This is a genomic window from Sulfuricurvum sp., from assembly GCF_036279695.1.
Taxonomy (GTDB): domain Bacteria; phylum Campylobacterota; class Campylobacteria; order Campylobacterales; family Sulfurimonadaceae; genus Sulfuricurvum.
This window is the reverse complement of the sequence record NZ_DASUIQ010000089.1, coordinates 1-23744: the sequence shown is the minus strand read 5'-3', so window position 1 is coordinate 23744 and position 23744 is coordinate 1. Positions and strand designations below refer to the sequence as shown.

Annotated in this window: 28 protein-coding genes; 18 read left to right on the top strand and 10 right to left on the bottom strand. The window is 44.3% G+C overall.

Features of this window, described 5'->3' with window-relative positions:
• Positions 1-3: 3 nt before the first annotated feature.
• Entirely contained in the window at positions 4-1617 is a 1614-nt protein-coding gene (locus tag VFW36_RS09035) for a methyl-accepting chemotaxis protein (protein ID WP_329658486.1), read from the top strand.
• 7 nt (positions 1618-1624) lie between these two features.
• Here VFW36_RS09035 and VFW36_RS09030 read toward each other — a convergent pair whose 3' ends face one another.
• On the bottom strand, positions 1625-2167 hold the full coding sequence (locus VFW36_RS09030) for a YbhB/YbcL family Raf kinase inhibitor-like protein (RefSeq protein WP_329658485.1): 543 nt from the start codon (positions 2165-2167) through the stop codon (positions 1625-1627).
• 90 nt (positions 2168-2257) lie between these two features.
• On the opposite strand from VFW36_RS09030, the gene VFW36_RS09025 reads away from it, so the two are divergent.
• Positions 2258-2800, top strand: a complete 543-nt coding sequence (locus VFW36_RS09025) for a hypothetical protein (protein ID WP_329658484.1) — start codon at positions 2258-2260, stop codon at positions 2798-2800.
• Here VFW36_RS09025 and VFW36_RS09020 read toward each other — a convergent pair.
• Positions 2792-3304 carry a GNAT family N-acetyltransferase gene (locus tag VFW36_RS09020; RefSeq protein WP_329658483.1) on the bottom strand — a complete coding sequence of 171 codons (513 nt, stop codon included), beginning with the start codon at positions 3302-3304 and terminating at the stop codon, positions 2792-2794. The genes VFW36_RS09025 and VFW36_RS09020 overlap by 9 nt on opposite strands.
• Before the next feature lie 82 nt (positions 3305-3386).
• Here VFW36_RS09020 and VFW36_RS09015 point away from each other — a divergent pair, with 82 nt between their 5' ends.
• A complete protein-coding gene (locus VFW36_RS09015) occupies positions 3387-3596 on the top strand; it encodes a DUF6500 family protein (RefSeq protein ID WP_329658482.1) in 210 nt (69 codons plus the stop codon).
• 32 nt (positions 3597-3628) lie between these two features.
• On the opposite strand, the gene VFW36_RS09010 is transcribed toward VFW36_RS09015, so the two are convergent.
• Both VFW36_RS09010 and VFW36_RS09005 read right to left on the bottom strand, forming a co-directional pair.
• On the bottom strand, positions 3629-4261 hold the full coding sequence (locus VFW36_RS09010) for a cysteine hydrolase family protein (RefSeq protein ID WP_329658481.1): 633 nt from the start codon (positions 4259-4261) through the stop codon (positions 3629-3631).
• Positions 4258-4791 (bottom strand): hypothetical protein, encoded by a 534-nt coding sequence (locus VFW36_RS09005; protein WP_329658480.1) that lies wholly within the window; start codon positions 4789-4791, stop codon positions 4258-4260. Before VFW36_RS09005 ends, VFW36_RS09010 begins: the two co-directional genes overlap by 4 nt.
• Positions 4792-4884: 93 nt before the next feature.
• Here VFW36_RS09005 and VFW36_RS09000 point away from each other — a divergent pair, with 93 nt between their 5' ends.
• The 3 genes from VFW36_RS09000 (at position 4885) to VFW36_RS08990 (ending at position 8425) form a co-directional block, all read left to right on the top strand.
• The gene (locus VFW36_RS09000; RefSeq protein WP_329658479.1) at positions 4885-5460 is read left to right on the top strand and encodes a TetR/AcrR family transcriptional regulator; all 576 of its coding nucleotides are present in this window, start codon (positions 4885-4887) and stop codon (positions 5458-5460) included.
• Positions 5453-6343 (top strand): DMT family transporter, encoded by an 891-nt coding sequence (locus VFW36_RS08995; RefSeq protein ID WP_329658478.1) that lies wholly within the window; start codon positions 5453-5455, stop codon positions 6341-6343. Before VFW36_RS09000 ends, VFW36_RS08995 begins: the two co-directional genes overlap by 8 nt.
• 129 nt (positions 6344-6472) lie before the next feature.
• Entirely contained in the window at positions 6473-8425 is a 1953-nt protein-coding gene (locus VFW36_RS08990; RefSeq protein WP_329658477.1) for a diguanylate cyclase, read from the top strand.
• A gap of 27 nt (positions 8426-8452) precedes the next feature.
• Here VFW36_RS08990 and VFW36_RS08985 read toward each other — a convergent pair whose 3' ends face one another.
• Positions 8453-8935 carry a methylated-DNA--[protein]-cysteine S-methyltransferase gene (locus tag VFW36_RS08985; protein ID WP_329658476.1) on the bottom strand — a complete coding sequence of 161 codons (483 nt, stop codon included), beginning with the start codon at positions 8933-8935 and terminating at the stop codon, positions 8453-8455.
• Positions 8936-9050: 115 nt separating this feature from the next.
• Here VFW36_RS08985 and VFW36_RS08980 point away from each other — a divergent pair, with 115 nt between their 5' ends.
• Entirely contained in the window at positions 9051-9614 is a 564-nt protein-coding gene (locus VFW36_RS08980) for a DNA-3-methyladenine glycosylase I (protein ID WP_329658475.1), read from the top strand.
• Positions 9615-9656: 42 nt separating this feature from the next.
• Here VFW36_RS08980 and VFW36_RS08975 read toward each other — a convergent pair whose 3' ends face one another.
• Both VFW36_RS08975 and VFW36_RS08970 read right to left on the bottom strand, forming a co-directional pair.
• Positions 9657-10316 carry a response regulator transcription factor gene (locus VFW36_RS08975; protein ID WP_329658474.1) on the bottom strand — a complete coding sequence of 220 codons (660 nt, stop codon included), beginning with the start codon at positions 10314-10316 and terminating at the stop codon, positions 9657-9659.
• Positions 10316-12202, bottom strand: coding sequence for an FIST N-terminal domain-containing protein (locus VFW36_RS08970; RefSeq protein ID WP_329658473.1), 1887 nt, complete (start codon positions 12200-12202; stop codon positions 10316-10318). The genes VFW36_RS08975 and VFW36_RS08970 overlap by 1 nt, the downstream gene beginning before the upstream one ends.
• A gap of 164 nt (positions 12203-12366) precedes the next feature.
• Here VFW36_RS08970 and VFW36_RS08965 point away from each other — a divergent pair, with 164 nt between their 5' ends.
• The 3 genes from VFW36_RS08965 to VFW36_RS08955 are packed head-to-tail and all read left to right on the top strand — an operon-like array spanning position 12367 to position 14885.
• The gene (locus VFW36_RS08965; RefSeq protein ID WP_329658472.1) at positions 12367-13863 is read left to right on the top strand and encodes an aldehyde dehydrogenase family protein; all 1497 of its coding nucleotides are present in this window, start codon (positions 12367-12369) and stop codon (positions 13861-13863) included.
• A 59-nt stretch (positions 13864-13922) separates the two neighbouring features.
• The gene (locus tag VFW36_RS08960; RefSeq protein WP_329658471.1) at positions 13923-14297 is read left to right on the top strand and encodes a DUF779 domain-containing protein; all 375 of its coding nucleotides are present in this window, start codon (positions 13923-13925) and stop codon (positions 14295-14297) included.
• 57 nt (positions 14298-14354) lie between these two features.
• The gene (locus VFW36_RS08955) at positions 14355-14885 is read left to right on the top strand and encodes a carboxymuconolactone decarboxylase family protein (protein WP_329658470.1); all 531 of its coding nucleotides are present in this window, start codon (positions 14355-14357) and stop codon (positions 14883-14885) included.
• Positions 14886-15009: 124 nt separating this feature from the next.
• Here the strand turns inward: VFW36_RS08955 and VFW36_RS08950 are convergent, their stop codons facing one another.
• Complete coding sequence (locus VFW36_RS08950; protein ID WP_329658469.1) at positions 15010-15615, bottom strand: NAD(P)H-dependent oxidoreductase; 606 nt, start codon at positions 15613-15615, stop codon at positions 15010-15012.
• Between the two features lie 104 nt (positions 15616-15719).
• Between VFW36_RS08950 and VFW36_RS08945 the strand changes: the two genes are divergently transcribed.
• The 4 genes from VFW36_RS08945 (at position 15720) to VFW36_RS08930 (ending at position 17942) form a co-directional block, all read left to right on the top strand.
• Positions 15720-16070, top strand: coding sequence for a helix-turn-helix domain-containing protein (locus tag VFW36_RS08945; protein WP_329658468.1), 351 nt, complete (start codon positions 15720-15722; stop codon positions 16068-16070).
• A gap of 9 nt (positions 16071-16079) precedes the next feature.
• The gene (locus VFW36_RS08940; protein ID WP_329658467.1) at positions 16080-16304 is read left to right on the top strand and encodes a DUF2798 domain-containing protein; all 225 of its coding nucleotides are present in this window, start codon (positions 16080-16082) and stop codon (positions 16302-16304) included.
• A gap of 2 nt (positions 16305-16306) precedes the next feature.
• Positions 16307-16714, top strand: a complete 408-nt coding sequence (locus VFW36_RS08935) for a hypothetical protein (protein ID WP_329658466.1) — start codon at positions 16307-16309, stop codon at positions 16712-16714.
• A 160-nt stretch (positions 16715-16874) separates the two neighbouring features.
• A complete protein-coding gene (locus tag VFW36_RS08930) occupies positions 16875-17942 on the top strand; it encodes an alkene reductase (RefSeq protein ID WP_329658465.1) in 1068 nt (355 codons plus the stop codon).
• On the opposite strand, the gene VFW36_RS08925 is transcribed toward VFW36_RS08930, so the two are convergent.
• Positions 17927-18850 (bottom strand): class I SAM-dependent methyltransferase, encoded by a 924-nt coding sequence (locus tag VFW36_RS08925; RefSeq protein ID WP_329658464.1) that lies wholly within the window; start codon positions 18848-18850, stop codon positions 17927-17929. The two genes, VFW36_RS08930 and VFW36_RS08925, sit on opposite strands and share 16 nt — an antisense overlap.
• 112 nt (positions 18851-18962) lie before the next feature.
• Here VFW36_RS08925 and VFW36_RS08920 point away from each other — a divergent pair, with 112 nt between their 5' ends.
• From VFW36_RS08920 to VFW36_RS08910, 3 genes are read left to right on the top strand one after another with little or no spacing between them, the layout of a single operon-like run.
• Positions 18963-20384, top strand: a complete 1422-nt coding sequence (locus VFW36_RS08920) for an adenylate/guanylate cyclase domain-containing protein (protein ID WP_329658463.1) — start codon at positions 18963-18965, stop codon at positions 20382-20384.
• Positions 20381-21439: a hypothetical protein gene (locus tag VFW36_RS08915; RefSeq protein WP_329658462.1), complete on the top strand. Its 1059-nt coding sequence runs from the start codon at positions 20381-20383 to the stop codon at positions 21437-21439. The genes VFW36_RS08920 and VFW36_RS08915 overlap by 4 nt, the downstream gene beginning before the upstream one ends.
• A 13-nt stretch (positions 21440-21452) precedes the next feature.
• The gene (locus VFW36_RS08910) at positions 21453-22715 is read left to right on the top strand and encodes a coproporphyrinogen III oxidase family protein (protein WP_329658461.1); all 1263 of its coding nucleotides are present in this window, start codon (positions 21453-21455) and stop codon (positions 22713-22715) included.
• Here the strand turns inward: VFW36_RS08910 and VFW36_RS08905 are convergent.
• On the bottom strand, positions 22712-23149 hold the full coding sequence (locus VFW36_RS08905) for a hypothetical protein (RefSeq protein WP_329658460.1): 438 nt from the start codon (positions 23147-23149) through the stop codon (positions 22712-22714). The genes VFW36_RS08910 and VFW36_RS08905 overlap by 4 nt on opposite strands.
• A gap of 262 nt (positions 23150-23411) precedes the next feature.
• Here VFW36_RS08905 and VFW36_RS08900 point away from each other — a divergent pair.
• A partial coding sequence (locus tag VFW36_RS08900; protein ID WP_329658459.1) for a hypothetical protein occupies positions 23412-23744 on the top strand: 333 nt, incomplete at its 3' end.

The following is a 23744-nucleotide window of genomic DNA, read 5'->3' as shown; positions in this document are numbered from 1 at the left end:
AAGATGACAATTTTCAAACAGTTAATCTTACTTGTCAGTGTTGCAATCCTCGGATTGATCACGGTTACCGTATTGGCGGTCGTCAAACTGGACACCGTTTATGAAGAGACCAATTACGGGAATGTAAATTCTATTCCCTCAATTTTGACATTGAATTCAGCCGTTGATGACATTGCAGTGATGCGGGTTGTGGCGTATAAATACCATGTCGAAACGAGTTCTGAACAAAAAAAGAAAAATGAAGAGAGACTTTTAGAAGCGGAAGCTGCATTGGAAAAGGTCTTTAGCGACTACGAGAAGCTGTTATCGGATGACAAAGACAAAGCGATGCTCAAAGCGGATCGTGAGGCGGCAAAAGGGTATATGGCGCTGTTAACCGAGATTATGGATCTGAGTAAACAAGGTCTGGAAGCGGAGGCGAAAGCGTTATTGTCTGAAAAGCATAAAGATACGGTGGCTAAACTCAATGATGCCATTGAAAACCATCTCGTCTATAATGCGGAGTTAGCTAAAATCGAAGCGGAACATGCCAAAGAACATAAAAGCAGTGCCGATACGATGATGATTATCCTCGGATTGATTGTGATTGTGTTTACCATCGCAATGAGTATGTGGATTGTCAAAAGTATTATGAGCGGTGTGGATACGATTCATGATGGGATTAAACTTTTTGTTCAGGACAAAGAGTTGAAATTTCGAATTAAATACGATCAAAATAATGAAATTAAAGAGATTGTGAACAGTTTTAATTCGCTGGTCGAAACACTGGAAGTGACGATTGAAGATGCGAAACACTCCTCCAATGAAAACGCCTCTGTTTCCCAAGAGCTCAGCAGTACGAGTTTGCATATCGGAAAAAATGCGGAGGAGAGTGCTCGAATCGTGAGCCAAACGATTGATGAGATGAACGCGATCAAATCGTTTGTTCAGCAAACGACCGCCATGTCCGAAGCGACGAAAAAAGATATATTGGATGCGGGGGATAAGTTAGAGCGCTCCAAAAATGAAATCATTTCGTTGCGTGAAGACGTTAGCGCGGCAAGTGAAGCGGAATCGGCATTAGCCGTTAAACTCGAAGAGATGAGCCGTGATGCCGATCAGGTCAAACAGATCCTCACCGTCATCTCCGATATTGCCGATCAAACTAACCTCTTAGCCCTTAATGCCGCAATCGAAGCGGCACGTGCAGGTGAACACGGACGCGGGTTTGCCGTGGTTGCCGATGAGGTACGTAAACTCGCGGAACGGACTCAAAAATCCCTTTTCGAGATCAATGCAACGATCAATGTTATCGTTCAGGCGATTATGGACTCTGCCGATCAGATGGGTAAAAATGCCGAAAATATTTTACGCCTTGTCGATGTTTCCGGCGGTGTCGAAGAGATGATCGTCGATACCAGTACGATTATGAGTCAAAGTGTCGAATCGGTCTCGACGAATGCGGCCAATTCGGTGAAGATAGCGGACGATACCGATAAAATTGTGAGTATGGTCTCAAACATCAACCAGTTGACGACTCAAAATGCCCGCAGTGTCGAAGAGATCGCTTCTGCCGCAGAACATTTGTATCAGTTGACCGAAGGGTTGAGCGGAAAACTCAACCAGTTTAAATCCTAGACGATAATTATCGTCCGTAATACGATACCAGAGTCGATTTGGCTATCGTATGCATTCCGAGCATATATCCCACCAATGCTGGTGACGCTTTTTCGTCCAACTCCAGATGATCGACATCAAGGGCATGGACGGTAAACATATAGCGATGTGCTCTGTCTCCTTTTGGCGGGCAAGCTCCCCCAAATCCTGCTTTGCCGAAATCAGTAATACTTTGGGTTGCACTGATGGGTTGCTTTTTCGTCGTGTCCCCAAAGTTTTCAGGAATCGATCTCACGGAGGATGGGATATTAAAAACAACCCAATGCCACCATCCGCTTCCCGTCGGTGCATCAGGATCATACACTGTTACCGCAAAGCTTTTTGTCCCCTTAGGGGCATCGCTCCAATGCAGTTCAGGAGAGATGTTTTTTCCGTCACATCCAAACCCTGAAAATTCCTGAGTTTTGGTGAGCTGACCTAGCAGGTTATCACTTTTGAGGGTGAAGTTGTCGGCAAATAGCGAAGAACTTCCCGCGATTAAAAGAGCCGAAATGATTGGTAATAGACGCATGGTATCCCTTTTATTGTAATGCTAAATTTTATCACATAAGAGAACGATTTTTGCTTGTCATGAATACTTAAATCACGTTTGGAGATTATCATGAATGTAGCCTCTGTTACCAATACGTCACTCAATGTGTTACCCGGCATCACAAATGATGAGAGTATCGATCAAGATTATGCGGCATTGATCGCACAGTTTTATCCGACACAAGAGTACAAAACACGCGATGAGATCAATGCCGAAGATAGCGAACTGACCAAGTTTAAAAATGACTTGCGCACCAAAGGTGCCGCCGTTTTCCTCAAAGAGCTTGACGAAGAGAAAATCAAAGCCCTCGTCGAAGAGTATCGTGCCAAACTACTCAAAGAAAAAGAGAAGAACCCCGAAATTCCGATGGATATTAACAAAATGGTGAGCGATTATAAAAAACAGCTTATCGAAGAGATGATGGAAGCACAAAAGGCGGAGGAAGAGAAAAAGGGGAAAGAGAGCGAAATGCTGATGAGCAGTGAGATGTTGGAGCAAATTCAGGCGCTTCGTCAGGATGAGCAAAAATCAGGGATTGCAGAGATAGGTTTTTTAGAACAAATTTTGAGTTCTTCGAATCAACAGAGTGAGGATAAATCGGAGTTATACTAGATTTTTTGAGAGGATTTCTAAAGAGAGATAAGGGGTGAGTCTTTTCCATAAATCAGACTCAGGAAACGCGATCATCTCACCCGTTCTCACATACCCTCTGCGCTCGTAATACTCGATCAATTCACTACGCTGGGTAATGACCTCCATGATGGCGGTACTAACTTCCCATTTGCGGATCGCTTCGGATTCGGCGTACGCTAACAGCTCTTTACCGATCCCCCCACCTTGTAGCGAAGGCTCAACGGCAAACAACCCGAAATGGACGCTCTCGTTTTCATGATGCGCATGGATGGTGGCGAAGACCCTATCCTCAGACTGAGCGATTAAAATCAGAGATTCGGGATCATTCAGTAGTTGTGTCAATCCCTCCTCATCGATCCGTTTACCGCTGAGGAGATCCGCCTCGGTCGTCCATCCCGCGCGGGAGCTATCCCCGCGATAGGAACGGTTAATGAGAACGGTTATGGTAGGGATGTCGTTGTGGGTGGCGTGTCTAAAAATCATGATAGGATTGTAGCATATCGAGGGTTTTAAGAGCGAAAAATAGTAATATCGGTTAATAGATATATTCATAATAAGGAAATAAATGAGAGAATCATTTAAACGTAAAATTATTGAAGTTTGCAATAAAAGAATTGAGACAAAAGGTTCAAATGTAGGATTATCATTTTATGCATTTTTTGCAAATAAAAATGATGACCCAGAGTTATTAATGGAAGTTGCAGAGTGGTGGATTTTAACAAATAAACTAGACCATTTTGAAAAAGCTGTAAAAATTAAAAAGATGCTCGAATAGCATCATACATAACAAAATTTTTACTCACTCCTTTAGGCTTTTATAGATTCAACCCACTCTCGCGTACTCATAACCGTACTAAATCGAAATGATTGCTCCACAAGGGTGGCACGATGTAACTCTTCTGCGGTAGTCTTTCCCACTGCATTCTCAAATGCAAGCGTCCCTGTCGCATCCGATAAAAACTCGACGTTAAAACCCAAATGATGAGCGTATCGTGCCGTCGTATCACAGCAGTGTTGCGTCATATAGCCACTGATAACGACGGTGTCGATCCCGTTTTTACGGAGCCACGCTTCCAGATCGGTGCCGACGAACGAACTCGCCATCGTTTTCTGGATCGTGTGCGCCGTTTTAGCATTTTTTACGCTCTCGTGCAACTCCCACCCATGTGTCCCTTTGACGAACGCTTTCGCTTTTGAGGTATGCTGCACCATGACGATGGGGATATGCGTATCGCTTGCCGCTTGAATCGCCGCGACGATGTTGGAGGTGCTGTTGTGCGGATAGGTCACGGGGAGAAACCCCGTAAAATATTCGTTTTGGACATCGATAACGAGCAAAGCTCTTTTTTTAACGCTTGGACTTATGCTTGGAACCGTATCGGCGATGACACCGTTCGCGGCAAGCAGTGCCGCTATTTTGAGTGCATCTCTGCGATTCATCCGTTATTCTCTATTTTGAAGGTATTAAAAATAATATCGGTTGCCAACATCCGCGTCGCATGGTTTATCGCATCGAGAATATCACTATCACTCCATCCCATCTCCCGCAACGTATCGAGATCATTTGCGCTAACACCGTGGGCATTACGTATCGCTTTGATCGCGAGGTTGAGCATCGCAATTTCACGTTCAGGGAGATTTGCGGTATTCGGATCGTTTCGCATAGCGGTGACCTGATCGAACGTCCATCCCGCTAGATTTATCAACATCCCCGTATTGTAATCAATACAAAACTGGCACTCTTCGCCACTCGAAACCATGATGCGGATAGCGGCGAGAAGCGGCATAGACAGAGTAGGGTGGTTCATGTAAAATCGGATGAAATCCATCTGCTGACGCAATAACTCAGGGCTGACACTGAAAAGCTGTGCATTGTTCCCGACACTCCCGCGCATTGCTTCGATGAGTTTGTAGAGTTTCGCTAATTCACCGGTTGATTCGGATGGTGCTATGGTGTGAATGAGTGGCATGAGAGATCCTTTTTGGATGATGTTGACTGTTTGGTCAAGTGCCATTATAAAACGATTTGACCGAATAGTCAAGTAGTGTGTTATAATTTCAATATGGAACAAAATACAAGACAAAAACTGATTGACGCTGCCTATGAAGAGGTCTATTCACACGGCTATCAAGGTGCGGCACTCGCCGATATACTCGCCAATGCGGGAGTGCACAAGGGGTCGATGTACCACTTTTTCCCCAACAAAAAAGAGATGGCACTCTCCGCGATAAAAGAGAAGATTGCAGAGCGGTTCGCAACCCGTTATTTGGCAATAGCCAGAGGAGATAGAGATTATCTAGCACATTTTTTTGAGGGTTTGCGAGATATTAAACAACGAGATTTTCGTCGCGGATGTCCGGTCGCAAACATCGTTCAGGAGATGTCCAATATCGATGAAGATTTTAATATGGTGATGAAGGAGATATACGCAAAGTTTCGTCAAAGCGTCAAAATCATTTTCGATAAAGCCGTCAGTGTCGGTGAATTACGCTCTTGCGATACGGCTAAACTCGCCCTTTTTACTACCTCTGCTTTGGAGGGGGCAATTTTGGCGGCGAAAGCGTCGGGAGAGACTCAAGACTATCTCGATTGTGTGGAATGTTTGATCAGTTACATCGAGAGTTACAAACATGGATAATACCAAAAATACGAACAAGTACATTGTTTTAATGATTATCGCGATGCTCTTTTGGGGGTTTGCGTGGACGGCGGGGAAAGTTGCGGCGGAACACTCCAATGCCCAAGTTGCCGCTTTTTGGCGTTATGCGATCTCGTTTATCAGTATTATCCCCGTGATTTGGTTTATGAAAACACCGCTCACAACCGATAGAGCTGGATTGATGTATATGGTGATCGCGGGGGTGTTGACCTCGCTGTTTAACTATCTCTTTTTCGCGGGGCTTTCACACGGCGATGCGGGTTATGGGGGGACGATGGTTACGTCGCTTGCGCCGATCATCACCTATCTCCTCTCGATACTCTTTTTGGGAACCACGGTCTCAATGCGCCAAATCGGGGCACTCTCCATCGGTATTTTCGGGGCGCTGATACTGCTTCGTGTCCCGTTCGAGGGGTTTGCGTTCTTGAGTGTTGATAGTGCCTATTTCCTCGGTTGTGCGGTTGTGTGGGCGTTGGTCACGGTTGTCTCTCAAAAAGCGGCGGCGCGTGCACATCTGATGTTTTATACCTTGGTCGTTTTCGGTATCACGACGTTTATCAATATGCTTTTTGCTCTGCCTCACCGTCCGTTCGATTTCGGGGCGTATGATGCGGTATTTTGGTGGACAATCCTCTTTATCGGGGTGATTCCGGGGACGTTTAGCACGGCGCTTTATTTCGTATCGGCGGGGAAAGTCGGGGCGCACCGAACGGGGGTATTTATGTTTATCGTCCCTGTGGGGGCGATTCTCTCGAGTTGGGTCGTGTACGGCGAGACGTTGGCAATCTCGACGCTTATCGGATGTTTGATGGCATTTGTGGCGGTGATGCTGTTTAATATGAAGAAAACAGTGAAGGGATAAACTTTCGAGGATGGCGATGACGTCATTTCAGTCATATTTGGGTCATACGAAAATGGCCAAAAATAGACTATTTTATGACGATAACAACGGTATAATAGTATAATAACACATTGAAAATCAGGAGAGAATGTGACGGATATTGGGCACAACCACAAGTTTAGTGATCTTGTCGATATTGTTGCATTTGAACGGTTGATGGAGAGCTTGTACAAGGCGACGGGAATTCCTAACGGTCTTGTCGCCGAAGACGGTGAGCTTCTATCTCAAATCGGATGGACAAATGCCTGTGCACTGTTTCATCGAGTAAATGCGCAAACCAATCAGCAGTGTCAAGAGAGCAATATCGAGCTTATGCAAAGTTTGCATGAGGGTGAGGTCGCTTGCGCCAAGTGTAAAAACGGTCTGATCGATTATGCAACGCCTGTGGTTATCGAAGGTCGCCGCTTGGCAACGCTGTTTTTAGGGCAGGTATTGAGCGAAACGCCGGATATGGACTTTTTTCGCCAACGAGCCGTAGAGGTCGGTTATGATGAAGCTGAGTACATAGACGCGATTCGTGCCGTTCCCATCGTCGCAAAAGAGCAGATGGAAGCACTGATGGACTGTATGGTTGGGATGGCGCAGATGTTAGCCGCCAGCGGTCTCGCACGCTTGCGTGAGAGTATCATGGAACATAACCTCAATAAGAGTACCGAAAAACGGGTACAACTGGAAGATCTATTGGACTCTTCTCCTATCGGGATCGGTTGGTCAACTCTCGATGGAAAGATTGAATATATTAATCATCAATTTACAAAATTGTTCGGTTATGTGTTGGAAGATATACCCACTATCGATACATGGTATCTCAAAGCGTACCCTGATGCAAACTACAGAGAAAGTATTCTTATCCCGTGGTATAAGTCTGTCATAACGGCGTATGAGAACGGCACGACTCCTCCTGAACTGGAAGGAAATATTACTTGCAAGGATGGGAGTGAGCGTCATATCGTTGTTCGTGTTTCGTGGGTTGGGGACAAACGTCTGGTGAGCTTCAGCGATATGACCGCACACTGGCAAAGTGAACGGCGGAACCGTGCCCATGATGAGATGCTCGAAATGGTGGCAAAAGGCTCACCATTGTCTGAAATACTCCATACGATAGTCCATACTATTGAGTCTGAGGATACCGATGCTCTGTGCAGTATTTTGTTGTTGGATGAGGAAGGGAAACATTTGCACAGCGGAGCGGCGCTGAGTCTTCCTGAGTTTTACAACGAAGCAATTGACGGGGTTGCGATCGGAATGGGTGTGGGATCGTGTGGAACGGCGGCTTTTATCGGAAAGCGGGTCATCGTCGAAGATATTATGAGTCATGAATACTGGAAGCCTTATGCACCCTTAGCCGCGCAAGCCGGTTTAGGATCATGTTGGTCGGAACCGATCATCTCGTCTGAGGGGAAGGTTTTGGGGACGTTTGCTATCTATCATAAAAAACCGACCACACCTGAAGAGAGTGATATTGAACGGATTAAATTTGCGGCGAATCTGGCGGCAATCGCTATAGAAAATAGGAATGCGCGCAGCGAATTGGAACATCGAGCCTACTCGGACTATTTGACGGGATTGGGCAATCGGCGTTATTTCATCGAACAAGCAGAGGAAGAACTCTCTCGCCGCCATCGTTACGGAGGGGAACTTTCTCTCATCATGTTCGACATCGATTATTTCAAAAAAATCAACGACACCTATGGACACAGTGTCGGCGATTTGGTACTCCAAAAAATAGCCGATATTTGTCGTACTATTTTGCGAGAGATTGATATTATTGGGCGGATCGGCGGGGAAGAGTTCGCGATATTGTTGCCGCAAACCGATGCAGAGGAAGCACACCATGTTGCTGAACGCTTACGCATTGCGATTTCTGAAGGTCAGATCAAACTAGAGGGAGCGCAGCCGAAGTTTACCGCATCGTTTGGAGTGGTAGCGGCCGGAGGGGGTTTTACTGAGATTGATGCGTTATTAAATCAGGCCGATACGGCATTGTACGAGGCAAAAGAGAGCGGACGCAATCGGGTTTGTATAGCAAAGAAAATACAATAAACGTTAACTACCCAAAAGGATTACAATTTACATTAATACTCTCCCCGAGAGGGTTTCTTTCTCCAACTGCAATAAAAACTTTTTTTTCTCTATCCCTCCGCTATATCCTCCGAGTGTCCCATCCGATGCGATTACACGGTGGCAGGGGATGAGGATAGCAATCGGATTGCGACCGTTAGCACTTCCGACGGCACGGACGGCTTTAGGATTTCCGAAGCGTTCGGCTTCTTTTGCATAAGAGATTGTGTCTCCATAAGGGATAGTGCGTAACGTATCCCAAACTCCTTTTTGAAACGGTGTCCCTTTCGGCGCAAGCGGGAGGGTAAAGTCACGTCGTTTTCCTGCAAAATATTCCTGTAACTCCTTTTCCAAACAAAGAAGAAGAGGATGGTCGGAGTTCTGGGTATTCATAGGTTCATCGGTGAAATCGAGTGAGGTTATGAACTCATCATCGGCACTAGCCACAAGATTTCCGAGGGGAGTCATGATGGTATGGACAAAATTTTTCATAGCTCAAGTATATACTAAAGAACGGTATATCTCATATTTATTTCATTCTGCCATAAAAAACAGCCGTTGAAGCATTTATGCTATGATTTTTATCATCTAAAAAGGGGAGATCATCATGTCTGTTTCACGTTGCGGATGGGTCAAATTAACCGATCCGATCTATGTTGCCTATCACGATGATGAGTGGGGCAAGCCGCTGCATAATGACCGAGATATTTTTGAACTCTTTAGTTTGGAAACACAATCTGCGGGATTAAGCTGGTTAACCGTGCTTAAAAAGCGTCAGGGGTATCGAAACGCGTTTGATGAGTTTGATATAGACAAAGTCTCTTCGTACGGTGATCGTGATATAGAACGTATCTTGGAGAGCGGAGGGGTGATCAAAAGTCGTCCGAAGATCGAAGCGATTATCACGAATGCACGGGGTTTTCTTCAAATAAAAAAAGAGTTTGGTTCTCTGGATAATTATTTTTGGAGCAAAGTGGGCGGTAATCCGGTGATCAATAATGTACCCGATTACAAAAATGCGGCATGTACATCTGATATATCGGACGCGATTACGAAAGAACTGAAAAAAAGAGGGTTTAAATTTATCGGATCGACAACGATTTACGCATTTATGCAAGCATGCGGAATGGTAGATGATCATGAGAACGGGTGTATATGCAAGAGCCGATAAGCAATGCCGCTATTCGATACGTCCGAACGTATGAGCGTTCTATTAGTTCGGTCTTTTGACCATGTATCCGATCCCTCGGATGTTGATAATAAAGTCCTCTTTTAGAGCTTTTTTCACTCGATTAACTTCTGCTCTGATGGTTGCATTATCAATCTCATCGTCATTCCAAACATAGTCTCGAAACATATCGTAATGGCAGATCAAACTTCTATTGGCGGAGAGTAAATCGATAATCTGAATATGTTTCTTCGGTAAAATCTGCGGCTCGTTATCAAAATACAAAACCATGTTTTCAGAGTCATAACTATACGATGCGGATAATCGTTTATGCACTTGAGGCACTTGTCTGGTTTTTAGGATTTTATTGATCCGAAGGGTCAGCTCTTTGAGATGAAACGGTTTTTTCAAATAATCGTGGCACCCAATATCAAACGCCCGTGTAATATCTTCGATGTCGATGAGCGCCGATATAAAGATAGTCGGAACCATCTTTTTTTGTTCATGCAGTTTTTCTAAAATACTGAGTCCGTCCACATCGGGTACGTTGATGTCAAAAACCAGAAGATCGAATTTCTCCTTTGATAAGGTCTCTAAACATCCGTTTCCGTCTATCGTAGAGATCACCATGTGTCCGGTTGATTCTAGATAGTGTTTGATCGCTCGATTGAGCATAATATCATCTTCGAGAAGTAATATTTTCATTAGCACCCTTTAAATAAATAGGAGAAACAGGTGGTATCCGAATCGGATTTAAGTGAAATCTGCACCCCTTCTTCCTCGCAAATCCGTTTGACCAGATTTAATCCCAGACCAAAGCCGTCTTTGGATTTTTCTTCTCGATAATACTCCTCAAATATCTTTTCGGGATATTGGATCCTTTTGGAGTGGCTTGATACCGAGAACGTTATCCCTTTGGGTGTTTTTTTCAGGGTCACTTTGATCGGTTCCCCCTCAAACGTGTATTTGATCGCATTGGTTAGGGTATTATCAATGATGCGTTGAAGTTTCGTTTCACTGAAGTGGATAAACATCTCTTTTCGGTTGGTATCAAATACAAACTCCGATTTTACCTGATTGGCGACGTTCTTGAAAAAATAGATTCGGTTTCTCACAAAATCGATTAAATCGATGGCATAAACTTTGTATTCTACTTGGTCTTTTTTGACCAAATAGCTCAAATCGTCGTAGATGGAGAAGATGTTTTTCATCGCCACTTCGATATTTTCGAGGTAAATGCTTTTTTCATGCTCCATTTCATGCAGATCGATATTGCTCATGATAACGGAGAGGGGGGTATTGGTCTCATGTACGGCGTGTCGTAGAAAAAGTTTTTGATTTTTGAGAAGGTTTTCTGAATACTCTATCTGCTCTTCCAACGCTTTTGATTGCTCATTCTGGTCATTTGCACTTTGCTGGATCAGGTTTGTCAGGGCTTGAATCGTCTTGGCATAGGAGGTGTCATTGTGATTGACAAGATAGGAGTGTGTACGCGGTAACTCTTTTTTGGTATCGGGGTTTTCGCTCAAACCGACTAACGTAATCGTCTGATTCATCAGTTGGTTTCTTTTGTTGGTGTGAAAAAACTCCGCATAGGTGAAAAACCCGCACGTTGGGGCGATTCGGGCGAAGGGTTCAATTTCGACTTTGATGAGGTTTTGCATGTATCGGCGTCGTGCCATACACGAATAGATAAAAAAAGTCTCAGCAGGGTAGTTGTTGATGTTTTTCAGATATTCAAACGGTTTTTTCATGATCATTTCGGCATTCGCAAATCCCAATCGGACTCTATCGCCTTTGTAGAGATTTCCGCCGCATCCTAGCGAACCGTCGGGATAGCGGGTTAAAACGGCGCGTGCCACCGAGATACCGTTTCGCTCAACGATCAGGGGAAACTCGGTATGAGAATCGCTGTCTCCTAAATATTTTTCATAAAAATCGATAGCCCTCATCCCTGAGATTTCATAGATGCGGTTCCCCTCGATTTTATCGATCGTATGTTCTATCCCTATGGGAGACCAATCGTATTTATAATCATTCGTGACTTGTAATATCTCCGAGTTGAGAGAGACCGCTACCGCACCGTGTGATATAACCTCTTTTCCGCAGGATATGGAGGTCTGTTTAAAGACCCCGTTATCTCCCGCCATCCCGCCGCACACCATGATTTCGTTGTTATACGATGATATTCCGTTTAGATACTCTTCGCCGTTGGTCGTCGTGGCATCGGTAAAGGTGATGATGAGTTTCGTCGTATCGGTAACGATCTCTTGGGCAATATCGTAACCGTTTTTAAAAGAGTCCGAATCGGTTTTGATCGATGATTTGATAAACGTTTTATCAAAAACCGAGATGGAGATGACGGTTTTCAGGGTGGAGACTTTTTTGTCTTTTATCTCTCCGTCCGTTGTGGTTCCGATACAGATCGCTTGGGGTATGTTCTCCATCAATGTCGTGGTAATGTACTCTAGGGCACTTTCGTTTTGACCGCAAAACACTTGGATGAGGATATTCTCTTTATCCTCAAACAGCGAATAGTCAATACTATCGTGAAAGTGATTGTTTTGATACACAAAGTTGTACGTTTTCATGGTGTCATTCTAACATGATAAATTCAAAATATTATTTTATGGCTACTGCAAATACTTTTGCTATATTCAAGCTATAAAACTATTATAGAGTGTTGCCAGAGAAAAAAATTGCCGGAAGAAGAGTCCGTCAACTTTCTTCACATATTTGAATCAAAGGAAAAAAAATGGCATACGCAAAACCGACATACAAAGCTCAATACGAGAATTTTATTGGTGGAGAGTGGGTAGCTCCCAATAGTGGTGAATATTTCGAGAATATCTCTCCTGTTGACGGTGAAGTTTTAACAAAAATTCCAAGATCGAATGAAGCCGATGTTGAAATGGCAATCGAAGCGGCAAATAAAGCGTTCGAATCATACAAACATACATCCGTCGTTGAGCGAAGTATTATGCTCAATAAAGTTGCCGATGCGATCGAAGCGAATCTGGAAAAATTGGCGATTGCCGAGACGTTGGATAACGGTAAAACGATCCGTGAGACACTCTATGCCGATATTCCTTTGGTAGTGGATCATTTCCGATATTTTGCATCGGTCATCCGAGCCGAATCGGGAAGCGTTGCCGATATTGATGAAACAACGATTTCACAAGAGATTTACGAGCCTTACGGAGTTGTCGCTCAAATTATCCCGTGGAATTTCCCGTTATTGATGGCGGCATGGAAGTTGGCTCCGGCATTGGCGGCGGGTAACTGTATCGTCATGAAACCGGCATCGGCTACCCCTATGTCGATTCTATTGTTGATGGAAGCGATTCAAGATGTTCTCCCAAAAGGGGTTGTAAATATCATCAACGGTGCCGGCGGGAAAATCGGTAAATACCTCTCAACCCATCCTCATGTTAAAAAAGTCGGGTTTACCGGTGAGACCACAACGGGTCAGTTGATCATGCAGTATGCGACCGAGAATATCATCCCTACGACGTTGGAATTGGGCGGTAAATCTCCGAATATCTTCTTTGAATCGATCATGGATGCTGATGATGAGTTCTTTGACAAAGCGATCGAGGGGTTGATCCTTTTCGCATTTAACTCCGGTGAAGTGTGTACGTGTCCCTCACGCGCATTGATCCAAGAGTCGATCTATGAGCCGTTTATGAAACGTGTTTTGGAACGCATGGAAGCGATCAAACTCGGAAATCCGTTGGATGTTTCCAACATGATGGGGGCTCAATGTTCGCTCAATCAAAAAGAGAAAATTCTCGAATACATTAAAATCGGTCAAGAAGAGGGGGCTGAATGTCTCATCGGCGGAGATGTCTATGAATCTGAAACCTATCCGAACGGGTTCTATATCAAACCGACCGTATTCAAAGGTCACAATAAAATGAGAATCTTCCAAGAAGAGATTTTCGGACCGGTTCTCGCCGTTACGACGTTCAAAGATGAAGACGAAGCATTGGCAATCGCCAACGATACCATCTACGGGTTGGGTTCTGGCGTATGGTCACGCGATGCTCATCAGCTGCATAAAATCAGCCGCGGGATCGAAGCGGGACGTGTTTGGGTGAACTGCTATCACATGTACCCATCACACGCATCGTTCGGCGGATACAAAAAATCGGGGCTCGGCAGAGAGACGCACATGATGATGTTGAACTCCTACCGTCACACGAAAAATATTTTGACCTCTTACAACAAAAGCGCTATGGGATTTTTTTAATCGATAGTTGAAAACATGAACGGGGTCAAAATCGTTTTGATCCCGCAAGAGGTGACACAATGAATATAGAGCGATTATCGGTTACACCCAAAGCCGCTGAGGTCATAGAACAATTGAAACAAGCAAACGGCGAATTGGTTTTTAACCAAAGCGGCGGATGTTGCGACGGGACAGCTCCGATGTGCTACGAAAAAAGTGATTTTTATGTCCCCAGCAGAAATGTCAAACTCGGCGAGATATGCGGATGTGAGTTTTTTATCGACAAAGACCAATTTGAATATTTTAGACATTCACAGATTATTATCGATGTCAAAGAGGAAAAAAGTGCGTTTGGAAACTCATTTTCGTTAGAGATTGATCTTGGCTTTCAGTTTATCACGAGATCGAGAATTTTTAGCGATGAAGAGTATGCGTATATAAACGAGCAGATGTAATCGGGTTCGTATGGTAAAGAAAGTACAATAAACTTTAAATACCTTATAAGGATTACAATGGCACACATAGCATTGAGTGAATTTGAAGCAATGTCCCCCTCTGTACAGGAGAAAGCTCGCCCCATTATGGAAAAAACCGGTAAACTCGGCGAGATTTTTAAACTGTTGGCATTGGATGAAAATATCTATTTCGCAACGGATGGAATGGTTCAGCGTTTTTTGCTCGATCAAACACATCTCTCTTATGAAATCAAAGAATCGATTGCCCTTTTGATCTCAAAAGAGAACGGCTGTAAAATGTGTGTCGACGTCCATAAAGGGATCGCAAAAATGCTCGGACTCTCCGAACAGCGGATCGAAGAGGTGCTTAGCGGAGTAGAGTCTATTACGACAAGCGATGCCGAAAAAGCGCTCCTCAATTTCTGTATTAAAGCATCCAAAAAAGATAACTATAAAATCCTAAAAGAGGAGATCGACGCACTCAAAGCGTTAGGATACTCCGACGTTCAAATCGTGGAAGCGGTTGCGATTACCGGATATTTCAACTACATCAATACCCTCTCCAACGTTTTCGCTCTGGGGCAATAGGTGTCCTTGCGTTTTCCTGTTCAGGGAAATCGAGTCTAATTAAACTGATCGGTTGTATTTAATACGTCTCTTGAGGTTCAAAAGTTGCAGGGACGCTATTCGATACGTCCCTGTTGAAATTTATTTAAAGAAAGCTAACGAGTTCAGAAAGCTCCGAGCGGTGAAGCGGCGGTTGTTCATTGACGCGGTATCCGAACGGAATGAGTAACGGAACTCCGTAAACCTCCGTATCAATCCCCATGATTTTCTCTACCGCATCCCGATCAAACCCCTCCATCGGACACGAATCGATCCCGATCGATGCCGCAGCGCTCATCATATTTGCCGCCGCGATATACACTTGACGGGATGACCAGCACTCCAACACTTCATCACTGCGAGGATCGACGAATCCCGCGTACATTCCGAGCAGTGCATCGGGATAGTGGAATTTCGCAAATTCGTTTTGGATATACGCATCGGTACTGCGGACATTCTTTTTATAGGCAATCGCGATCAGTTCGGAGGAGGTGGTGATTTGTGGCTGATTCCACGCTACGGCTTGGATCGCTTCACGCATTGCGCTATCGCGGATGACGAAAAACTGCCATTGCTCCACCCCGAACGAACTGGGGCTGAGGCGTCCCGCTTCGAGGATAAAGGTCAAATCCTCATTACTCATCGGTTTAGTTGTATCGAACAGTTTGCAGGCATGACGGAAGTGCATCGCTTTTTCAAAATCGTTTCGCATTTAAAGGCTCCTTTAGGGTTTTATCAGGTGAGATTTTATAGTATACAGTAAATAGTGTCAAGAACGTACTAAAAAGTACTATACATACTAAAAGGTAACTATTAATGATTGATGAATCACGCTTTAATTGTCCGTTTGAACTCACCATGGAGGTGATCGGAGGGAAGTGGAAAGGGTTGATACTCTGGCATCTGCTCGATAAAAAAGTGCTCCGTAACGGTGAAATGCTCCGTCTAATGCCCCGCATTACCCAAAAGATGCTCACACAGCAGTTGCGGGAGATGGAGGACAACGGACTGGTAAGCCGTGTTATCTATGAACAAGTGCCGCCGAAAGTGGAATATAGCCTCACTTCGCACGGTGAAGCATTGCGTCCTATCCTCAATCAGATGATAGAGTGGGGCGTAGAGTATGCACGGGATAACAATATTACGATTGCATGTAGTAGTAAATAAGGGATAAATATGATTTCAGTCAAATATTTGCATCAGGTGCAAGCGGCTTTGCTTTCGGGTTTTATGAGCTTTATCATGTCGGGGGCGATTACCCTTATCAATCTGGGGTTGGTCAAGGGATTTATCGGGATATGGTTCCATGCGTGGTTGGTGGCGTATGCTATCGCCTTTCCCACGATTTTGCTCGTATTTCCGTTCGCCCGTAAATTGGCGATGAAGATTGCGTCAAAATAGTTATGAGTATCTACGCTTTACAATCTCCGGCAGGGGGTTTTTTGGATGAAGATTTAAATCATTTTAATAAAATATTTGATGATTGGTGTATACAGTTCGATAATTTTGATGATGCTATGACCATTGCTAGTACGTTGGATAAGAAAAGGTATGCTGAGGTTGTCGAAATAACTCCTCTAAGCTATCCTAAGTATTTTTTTCGAAATTTACAAGGGATCATACATGCTACGCGTGAAGTAGATGGCAATATTGTCTGTATTGTGGAACCATTTATGGGATCTAATTTTCGTATCGCCGTTTGTAATTTGGCGACGAAAGCGGTTAGATTAACGGCTACAAAGTATAAAAATACGATGAGTGTCGAAGGTGCATTTGCAAATTTTACGATCAAAGATGAAAATGACTATTAAAAATCAAATTCTTCAATCTTTCGACATACTCAAATTCAGGTCCATTTTCACGAAGAGCGAACGCTGTTTTATTTTATTTTAAAATTACACCATATTATTCATTATCCTATAAATTGTATTGTGGGACAATGACCTCATAATTTTGTATGAGGAGTGTGTCATGAATCTGTTCTCTCCTATAAAAATCGGTAATTACCATTTGAAGAATCGAATCTTTATGGCACCGATGACCCGGTGTCGAAGTTCTGAGGGGAATGTCCCCAATGATATGATGGCACATTACTATGCCCAAAGAGCTTCCGCAGGACTTATCATCACAGAAGCGACTCAGATTTCGACGCGGGGGATCGGCTATCCGCATACCCCCGGTATTCATACCTCTGAGCAGGTAGAGGGGTGGAAAAAAGTAACCAAGGCGGTACATGATGAGGGTGGGAAAATTTTTTTACAGCTTTGGCATGTAGGGCGCATTTCTCATCCAGCGTTTCATAACGGTGAACTTCCTGTCGCCCCCTCCGCTATTAAGCCCGCGGGAAAGATATACACCCCTGAGGGGATGAAGGAGTTTGTTACCCCTCATGCTCTTACAGCGGATGAGATTAAAAGTATTGTGCACGATTATGTCAAGGGTGCCATAAATGCGATAGAAGCCGGATTTGACGGGGTAGAAATACACGGGGCGAATGGGTATCTGATCGATCAGTTTTTACGGGATGGAACCAATCAGCGAGAAGATGCCTACGGAGGTTCTATTGAGAATCGGGGACGATTTTTATTTGAGATTATCGAAGGTATCTGTGACGCTATCGGTTCAGATAAAACAGGAGTTCGCCTCGCTCCCAGCGGTACGTTTAACGATATGAAAGATTCCGATCCCCAAAGCCATTTTACCTATGTCTGTGAAAAACTTAACTCGTACAATCTGGCATATCTGCATATTATCGACGCGTTGGAGGGGGATATACGTCATGGGGCAAATGTCGTTGATCTAAGTGTTTTACGAAAAGCCTATAAAGGTGTTCTGATTACGAACGGCGGCTATACGCAGGAGAGAGGACATGCAACGATCCAAAACGGATTGGCGGACGCCGTGGCATTTGGATCGCTCTTTTTAGCCAATCCCGACCTTATTGAACGGTTTGCGGAAAACGCACCGTTAAATACCCCGAACCCTGATACGTTTTATACGCAGGGTGAAGAAGGATATGTGGATTATCCTACTTTGTAGACTCTCTTAAAAACCAGATTCTTCAAGCTTCGCTCTTCCTCGATTTCGGGGAAGCTCTCCAAATTCTTCAATCTCTCGATATACTCAAATTCAGGTGCATTTTCACGAAATAGGGCTTTGATAAATTCGCACTCCAGTTCGGGGGCATTGAGCGCTGAGAGGACGATACACTCCTGCGCCGCAAACTCATGGATCCGTCTTATAATCTTCTCATAATCGCTTGTTGCGGCAAAAGAGCCTTTTTGAAAGCTGGGGGGATCGATGATGATGAGATCATAGGGACCGCTTTTGCGGATACGGCTCCATGATTTGAGGATGTTGTAGGGCATGAACTCCACGTTTTTGGTCTCAAGGGTATTGAGACGGTGATTTTCTCTCCCTATCGTGAGGACATTTTTGTTCATATCGACATTGACAACGCTATGCGCTCCCGCATCCATCGCGACAACGGAAAACGAGCAGGTGTAGGAGAAGAGGTTTAGGACGTTTTTCCCTTTGGCATGTTCACGGACAAATGAGCGTCCGAGCTTCATATCGGGGAAGAATCCGATATTTTGGGCATTTAGAAAGTTGATACGGTATTTGAGAGTATTCTCTATCGCAAAACACTCCTGCGGGAGTTCTCCTGCGACTACAGCCGATGGTGCTGAGATAAGGTAGCGCTGTTGAACGACCAATGCCTCCCATCTCCCCATAGCACGGTAAAAATCACACAACATAGAGACAATCGCCTCTTCTTCCTCACTCGATTCAAACAACACGGCAAAAAGCACTTTGTCTACGCTGTCGACGGTTAGAAAACGATATGCACTATAGGTATTACCCCGACCGTGAAACAAACGGGTATATTCATGGGTAAGCGTCACAGAAGCGTTTTTAAGATGAAGGTTCAAATCGTCTAAGGTCATGGTGCTGTCTTTGAAAAAAGTAGTGAAAGTATAGCGATTTATATTAAGAATTATAAATAATAAAAACGAATAGGATAATTGGGTAGTATTTCATAGATAGTTGAGGATTACGATGAATACGCGAATAGATTTTTTACTCAAAAAAGGCGGAATAAAGCTAAAACTGATCGGGTTTGCTTCTGCCCTTATTGTTTTGACGGTGACGGTTCTAAGCTTTTTTATTATTCAGCTGACCAAAGCCTCCATCGAAAAAAAAGCGTTCGACGTTGCCGCTACATCGTTGGAACAGATCTCCGATTTCTCGACGCAGGCTCTGTTGGAGAGAAGTAAAGAAAATGAGATCAATCTCAAAGAGATGATCAAAAATATCCATGACTCCAACATTGAGGGGTTGATGGATGTCTCTATCTATCTCCACCAAAAATCGGCTCGCGGTTCAGATTATGAATACATGGCAGGATTTAAAAAAGGGTCTCAAAGTGCCCTGAACGATCAAAAGATTCTCGCTATTCTCGCACAACCGACCCATCAAAAAATCATTATCGATGAAACCCCGCAGTTTTTCCGTTTTATCCATCCTATCATTTACCGTTTTCAGGGCAAGCCGATTGTGCTTGGGGTAGCGATACTCAAATACAACAAAGATTCGATCAACAAAGTGGTGCAGGAGGTGATCAATATTTCGGTCCTTATCGCGATCATGATTATCATCCTGACGATCATCGTGGTCTATTTCGCCGGTACTTTTTTTACTCGACCGATTTTGAGGATTGCCGATGCGGCGACGGAGGTTGCCAACGGTCAGTTGGATGTCGAACTCTCCATCCATACGAATGATGAGATTGAGGAGCTGGCACATCGCTTTAACCGTATGGTACGGGGGCTTAGAGAACGGGATAAAATGCAAAAATTCGTCTCGGATTCGACGATGGACATGATCCAAGAAGATTCGGAAAAACACCGTATTTTAGGCGGGGAGTATCGAAGTTTGACCTTTTTGTTCTCCGATATTCGGGGTTTTACCGCGATGAGTACCAAGAAAAAACCGGATGAAGTGGTCGAAATCATCAATTTTTATCTCGATCTCCAATCGCAGATCATCAAGAGTTTCGGGGGCGATATTGATAAATATATCGGAGATGAAATCATGGCATCCTTTAGCGGCGAAGAGGGGATCAATCGCGCGATAGAATGCGCTATCGCGATCCAAATCGCTATCGCCGAAGCCAATGCACTACGAAAAGAGCAAGATAACACGGTTCGTAGTGTCGGTATCGGGATAAACTACGGAGAGGTGATTGTCGGTAATATCGGTTCGCATGATCGGATGGATTTTACCTCGATCGGCTCAGAGGTCAATCTTGCCGCCCGTCTGTGTTCCAGTGCGGAATCGGGACAGATTTTGATCGAAGAACAGACGTGTCTGATGTCAACGCTTGAATGCGATTTCAAACCTGCGCATGAGATCAGTATTAAAGGGCTTTACAAACCTGTTTCGGTGGTAGGAATCACCATAGACGGTGCCAAGCAATGAGAGCATTTCAGTTCATTCTTCTTTTGGTCGCATTTACGCTAAGCGGTTGCGGCGGTATCTTTTTCCCCTCTACCTTTACCCCAGAGCAGAAACGGACGGTTTACAACAGTGTTCATGACGAGATTATCCGTCGCAGTGAACAAGGGGAAATTCACTATGCACAAGGGTATTATGCGGCGGCGGTTGAAGATTTTGAGGCGGTCAATTTTTACGAGGGGAGGGCGGTGATCCCTCTAAACCGTATTAAGCGCATTGCCGAAAAAGCGGAAGAGAGAAGTGCCTATTACTATGAGAGGGGGATGAGATTTCGGGAGAGCGACAAAAAGCAGGCTCTGATCGAGTTTAACCGTATGATCCACTGTGATCCCAAATACAAAGACGGGAAAGAGCAGTACGAGAAGCTGAAAAAAGAGAAAGAGATTCGCGTATTGCTTTTGTCGCTGGAAGCTGATTTGGATACGAAGCTAAAGAAAAATATCCAAAATCCCCTCGCCCTCAAATCGTTAAACCTAGCGCATGATGTCCTCGCCCAATACGATGATTCCAACCCGCTCGTTCTCAAAGCCGAGGAGATGATTGCCAATCAGCGCAAAGCTCAGCTGGGTAAAGCGGTTGCTCTTTTTGAGAACCAAAAATACGATGAGGCACTGGAGAAGTTCGGACTCTTAGCGCAAATCTATCCGAATGAACCGATGGTACAACGGTATATCGATCAGATCAGCCTCAAACAAGAGGGGCAAAAAAGGGTAAAATCGGCGCAAAATGCGTTGGAACAAAAAGACTACCGTTTGGCGATGAAATATGCCACAAAAGTTTTAGAAGCGGAGCCGAACAACAAAGAGGGGCAACTAATACTCGATACGGCAACCAAAAAATACGCGCAGAGTATCCCTGAACTGATTTCTAAAGGGATTTCGTATTACAATAAGCAAGAGATGGAGAGTGCGCTTGCTATTTTTCAATCGGTATTGGATGTGGATGCCAATAATACGACTTCCATCGTGTACATCAAAAAAATTAAACAGCAGCTTCGTACGATCAAGAGTCTGAAGTAAGGAGATAATCTCCATGACCCAAGAGAGCGACCTCTCTACAATAGAGTTTGGATGGGTTGAGAAAATCGCGTCCGTAACGATGCAGCGGGCGGTGAAAAAGTATCTTCACCTCCGCCCCACCCAAAAAAGCTTACCTCCTTCAGCGGATCAAACACCGCGTCTTTTGTATATCCATATCCCTTTTTGTCTGACGCTCTGCCCGTATTGCTCTTTTCATAAGTTCCGCTTTGATGAGCCGAGTGCACGGCGCTATTTTGAACTGCTTCATCAGGAGATGCGGATGGTTCACGCGCTGGGGTATCGGTTTGATTCGATCTATTTCGGAGGGGGGACGACGACGATACTGCCGCGAGAACTCGCTGAGACGATCGATTTGGCAAAATCGTTGTTTGAGATTCGGGAAGTCTCATGCGAGAGCGATCCTCAGCATCTATCCGATCTGGAGGATGAATATTTGCGGGGGAAAATCGACCGTCTCTCCATCGGGATTCAGAGCTTTGATGATGAGACCCTCAAACAGATAGGGCGGTACAAAAAATTCGGCTCTAGCCTTGAGCAGTATACGAAGGTCAAAAAAGCGATCCCCCTTTTCCCGATTGTCAACATCGATATGATCTACAACTATCCGAACCAGAGCGAAGAGGCACTGCACTGTGAGATCGATACGATCCTCACCCTTCGTCCCCCTCAAGTGACCTTTTATCCGCTGATGTACGCACCGGGGATTCGGGAATCTCTGAACCAGCGGTGGGGAATTCTGAGCGATACGCAGGAAGCGAAACTCTACCGTATCATTTTGGAGCGGATGGGTGCCGTTTATACTCAACGTTCATCTTGGGCATGGTCGCTAGCAGACGAGGGGATTATCGATGAGTATGTGATCGAGCGGAGCGAATATGTCGGGATCGGGAGCGGTGCATTCAGTTTTATCGGCGATACCCTCTATGCCAATACCTTTTCGCTTCCAGAGTACGCAGACGCGTTAACCCATAAACGACTGCCGATTACGCATTCTCTGGCGTTTCCGAAACGTGCCATTCGTCAATATCGGATGATGGTGGAGTTGTTTGGTCTCTCGCCAGATCGTGAGCATTTGTGGATGGAAACGCTCTTCTTGAAACTTTTTGGAAGAGTTCATGGTGGCAAAGTGAGTGCGCGAGGCTCCTATCTGTTTTCGGTGATGATGCGGGAGTTTTATAACGGGATGGATTATGTTCGAGAGACGATGCGGCGGGATCTGAAAAAAGAAGACGGGTATATCGGTGATAAAAGTTAGATTCTAAGATCGAGTAGATTGCCCCGTCGTTCTTGATTCATAGCCATAGCAGATGGGTTGGCTCTAAGATACTCTTGCAGTGCTGTAAGCGATTTTTGCTCTTCTTGTGAAGTCGGCGGATAGAGTTTGCTCAAATCCTGCGAGAGCGATTCGCCTGAGAGAGTATCTCCGTTGCTGTCGTGATAAATACCTGCCGCACGCATAAATCCGACCGTTACGATCCCTTTGGCGGCTTGGTAGTTTTCGGCAGAGATTAGGGTATTGTAAAGCTTTCTTTCCGAGGGGTTCAGCTCTTGAGAAATCATGCTGTAATCGTTTTTAATCTGATCGACTTCGCCCGATTGAGAAATATCTTTAAACGAGGGGGGAGGGGAATAGGAGGAGGCTCCAAAAGGATTTGAGAACGGATACGAACTGTTCGATTTGACCTGCATTTGCACTCCTTATAATTCTAGTTATAAAGAGAGTAGCAAAAAGCAGTCCAAATATTTTGGTAAATTTACCTAACTTTGATACTAGTCATATTTGTATTGTACGGTCATATCTCGGTCACATAATAGTGACAAGAAATAGACTGCTATATGACTATAAACATGTTAGGATATAAAATTGGGTATAACACCGAAAATTTTAAAAGATAATGGATACGATTGAAAAAAAGAGTAAAGTCACGGGGATCAAGCTGGGAATATCAGTATGAATAAAATAAATAGGGTCGAATTATTTGTAAAAATAGCGCTGTTTTTGCTTTTAATATCCAGTATTATTGTATTTCAAGAGCGACAAAAACATCAACTAAACGAAATTTATCATAATGCACAGAACATCAAAACAGAGCTTGAAAACAATATACAAAGCGGTATAGATGCCGTTCAATACCTGAACGTTTCCGCACAAATGATTCTCGACAATAAAGATAGGATGCAACTCAAATTCGCCCCTTTGGTTGAAGAGTATGATGAAAAAGGAAATTATAACTCAGATCATGTGTTTGATAACAATGTGGCTAATGAAGATAAAGTAAATATA

Bases quoted from the DNA above. Each gene is read 5' to 3' on its own strand.
- VFW36_RS09035 (WP_329658486.1), top strand. From the start codon at position 4: ATGACAATTTTCAAACAGTTAATCTTACTTGTCAGTGTTGCAATCCTC.
- VFW36_RS09030 (WP_329658485.1), bottom strand. From the start codon at position 2,167: ATGCGTCTATTACCAATCATTTCGGCTCTTTTAATCGCGGGAAGTTCT.
- VFW36_RS09025 (WP_329658484.1), top strand. From the start codon at position 2,258: ATGAATGTAGCCTCTGTTACCAATACGTCACTCAATGTGTTACCCGGC.
- VFW36_RS09020 (WP_329658483.1), bottom strand. From the start codon at position 3,304: ATGATTTTTAGACACGCCACCCACAACGACATCCCTACCATAACCGTT.
- VFW36_RS09015 (WP_329658482.1), top strand. From the start codon at position 3,387: ATGAGAGAATCATTTAAACGTAAAATTATTGAAGTTTGCAATAAAAGA.
- VFW36_RS09010 (WP_329658481.1), bottom strand. From the start codon at position 4,261: ATGAATCGCAGAGATGCACTCAAAATAGCGGCACTGCTTGCCGCGAAC.
- VFW36_RS09005 (WP_329658480.1), bottom strand. From the start codon at position 4,791: ATGCCACTCATTCACACCATAGCACCATCCGAATCAACCGGTGAATTA.
- VFW36_RS09000 (WP_329658479.1), top strand. From the start codon at position 4,885: ATGGAACAAAATACAAGACAAAAACTGATTGACGCTGCCTATGAAGAG.
- VFW36_RS08995 (WP_329658478.1), top strand. From the start codon at position 5,453: ATGGATAATACCAAAAATACGAACAAGTACATTGTTTTAATGATTATC.
- VFW36_RS08985 (WP_329658476.1), bottom strand. From the start codon at position 8,935: ATGAAAAATTTTGTCCATACCATCATGACTCCCCTCGGAAATCTTGTG.
- VFW36_RS08980 (WP_329658475.1), top strand. From the start codon at position 9,051: ATGTCTGTTTCACGTTGCGGATGGGTCAAATTAACCGATCCGATCTAT.
- VFW36_RS08975 (WP_329658474.1), bottom strand. From the start codon at position 10,316: ATGAAAATATTACTTCTCGAAGATGATATTATGCTCAATCGAGCGATC.
- VFW36_RS08970 (WP_329658473.1), bottom strand. From the start codon at position 12,202: ATGAAAACGTACAACTTTGTGTATCAAAACAATCACTTTCACGATAGT.
- VFW36_RS08965 (WP_329658472.1), top strand. From the start codon at position 12,367: ATGGCATACGCAAAACCGACATACAAAGCTCAATACGAGAATTTTATT.
- VFW36_RS08960 (WP_329658471.1), top strand. From the start codon at position 13,923: ATGAATATAGAGCGATTATCGGTTACACCCAAAGCCGCTGAGGTCATA.
- VFW36_RS08955 (WP_329658470.1), top strand. From the start codon at position 14,355: ATGGCACACATAGCATTGAGTGAATTTGAAGCAATGTCCCCCTCTGTA.
- VFW36_RS08950 (WP_329658469.1), bottom strand. From the start codon at position 15,615: ATGCGAAACGATTTTGAAAAAGCGATGCACTTCCGTCATGCCTGCAAA.
- VFW36_RS08945 (WP_329658468.1), top strand. From the start codon at position 15,720: ATGATTGATGAATCACGCTTTAATTGTCCGTTTGAACTCACCATGGAG.
- VFW36_RS08940 (WP_329658467.1), top strand. From the start codon at position 16,080: ATGATTTCAGTCAAATATTTGCATCAGGTGCAAGCGGCTTTGCTTTCG.
- VFW36_RS08935 (WP_329658466.1), top strand. From the start codon at position 16,307: ATGAGTATCTACGCTTTACAATCTCCGGCAGGGGGTTTTTTGGATGAA.
- VFW36_RS08930 (WP_329658465.1), top strand. From the start codon at position 16,875: ATGAATCTGTTCTCTCCTATAAAAATCGGTAATTACCATTTGAAGAAT.
- VFW36_RS08925 (WP_329658464.1), bottom strand. From the start codon at position 18,850: ATGACCTTAGACGATTTGAACCTTCATCTTAAAAACGCTTCTGTGACG.
- VFW36_RS08920 (WP_329658463.1), top strand. From the start codon at position 18,963: ATGAATACGCGAATAGATTTTTTACTCAAAAAAGGCGGAATAAAGCTA.
- VFW36_RS08915 (WP_329658462.1), top strand. From the start codon at position 20,381: ATGAGAGCATTTCAGTTCATTCTTCTTTTGGTCGCATTTACGCTAAGC.
- VFW36_RS08910 (WP_329658461.1), top strand. From the start codon at position 21,453: ATGACCCAAGAGAGCGACCTCTCTACAATAGAGTTTGGATGGGTTGAG.
- VFW36_RS08905 (WP_329658460.1), bottom strand. From the start codon at position 23,149: ATGCAGGTCAAATCGAACAGTTCGTATCCGTTCTCAAATCCTTTTGGA.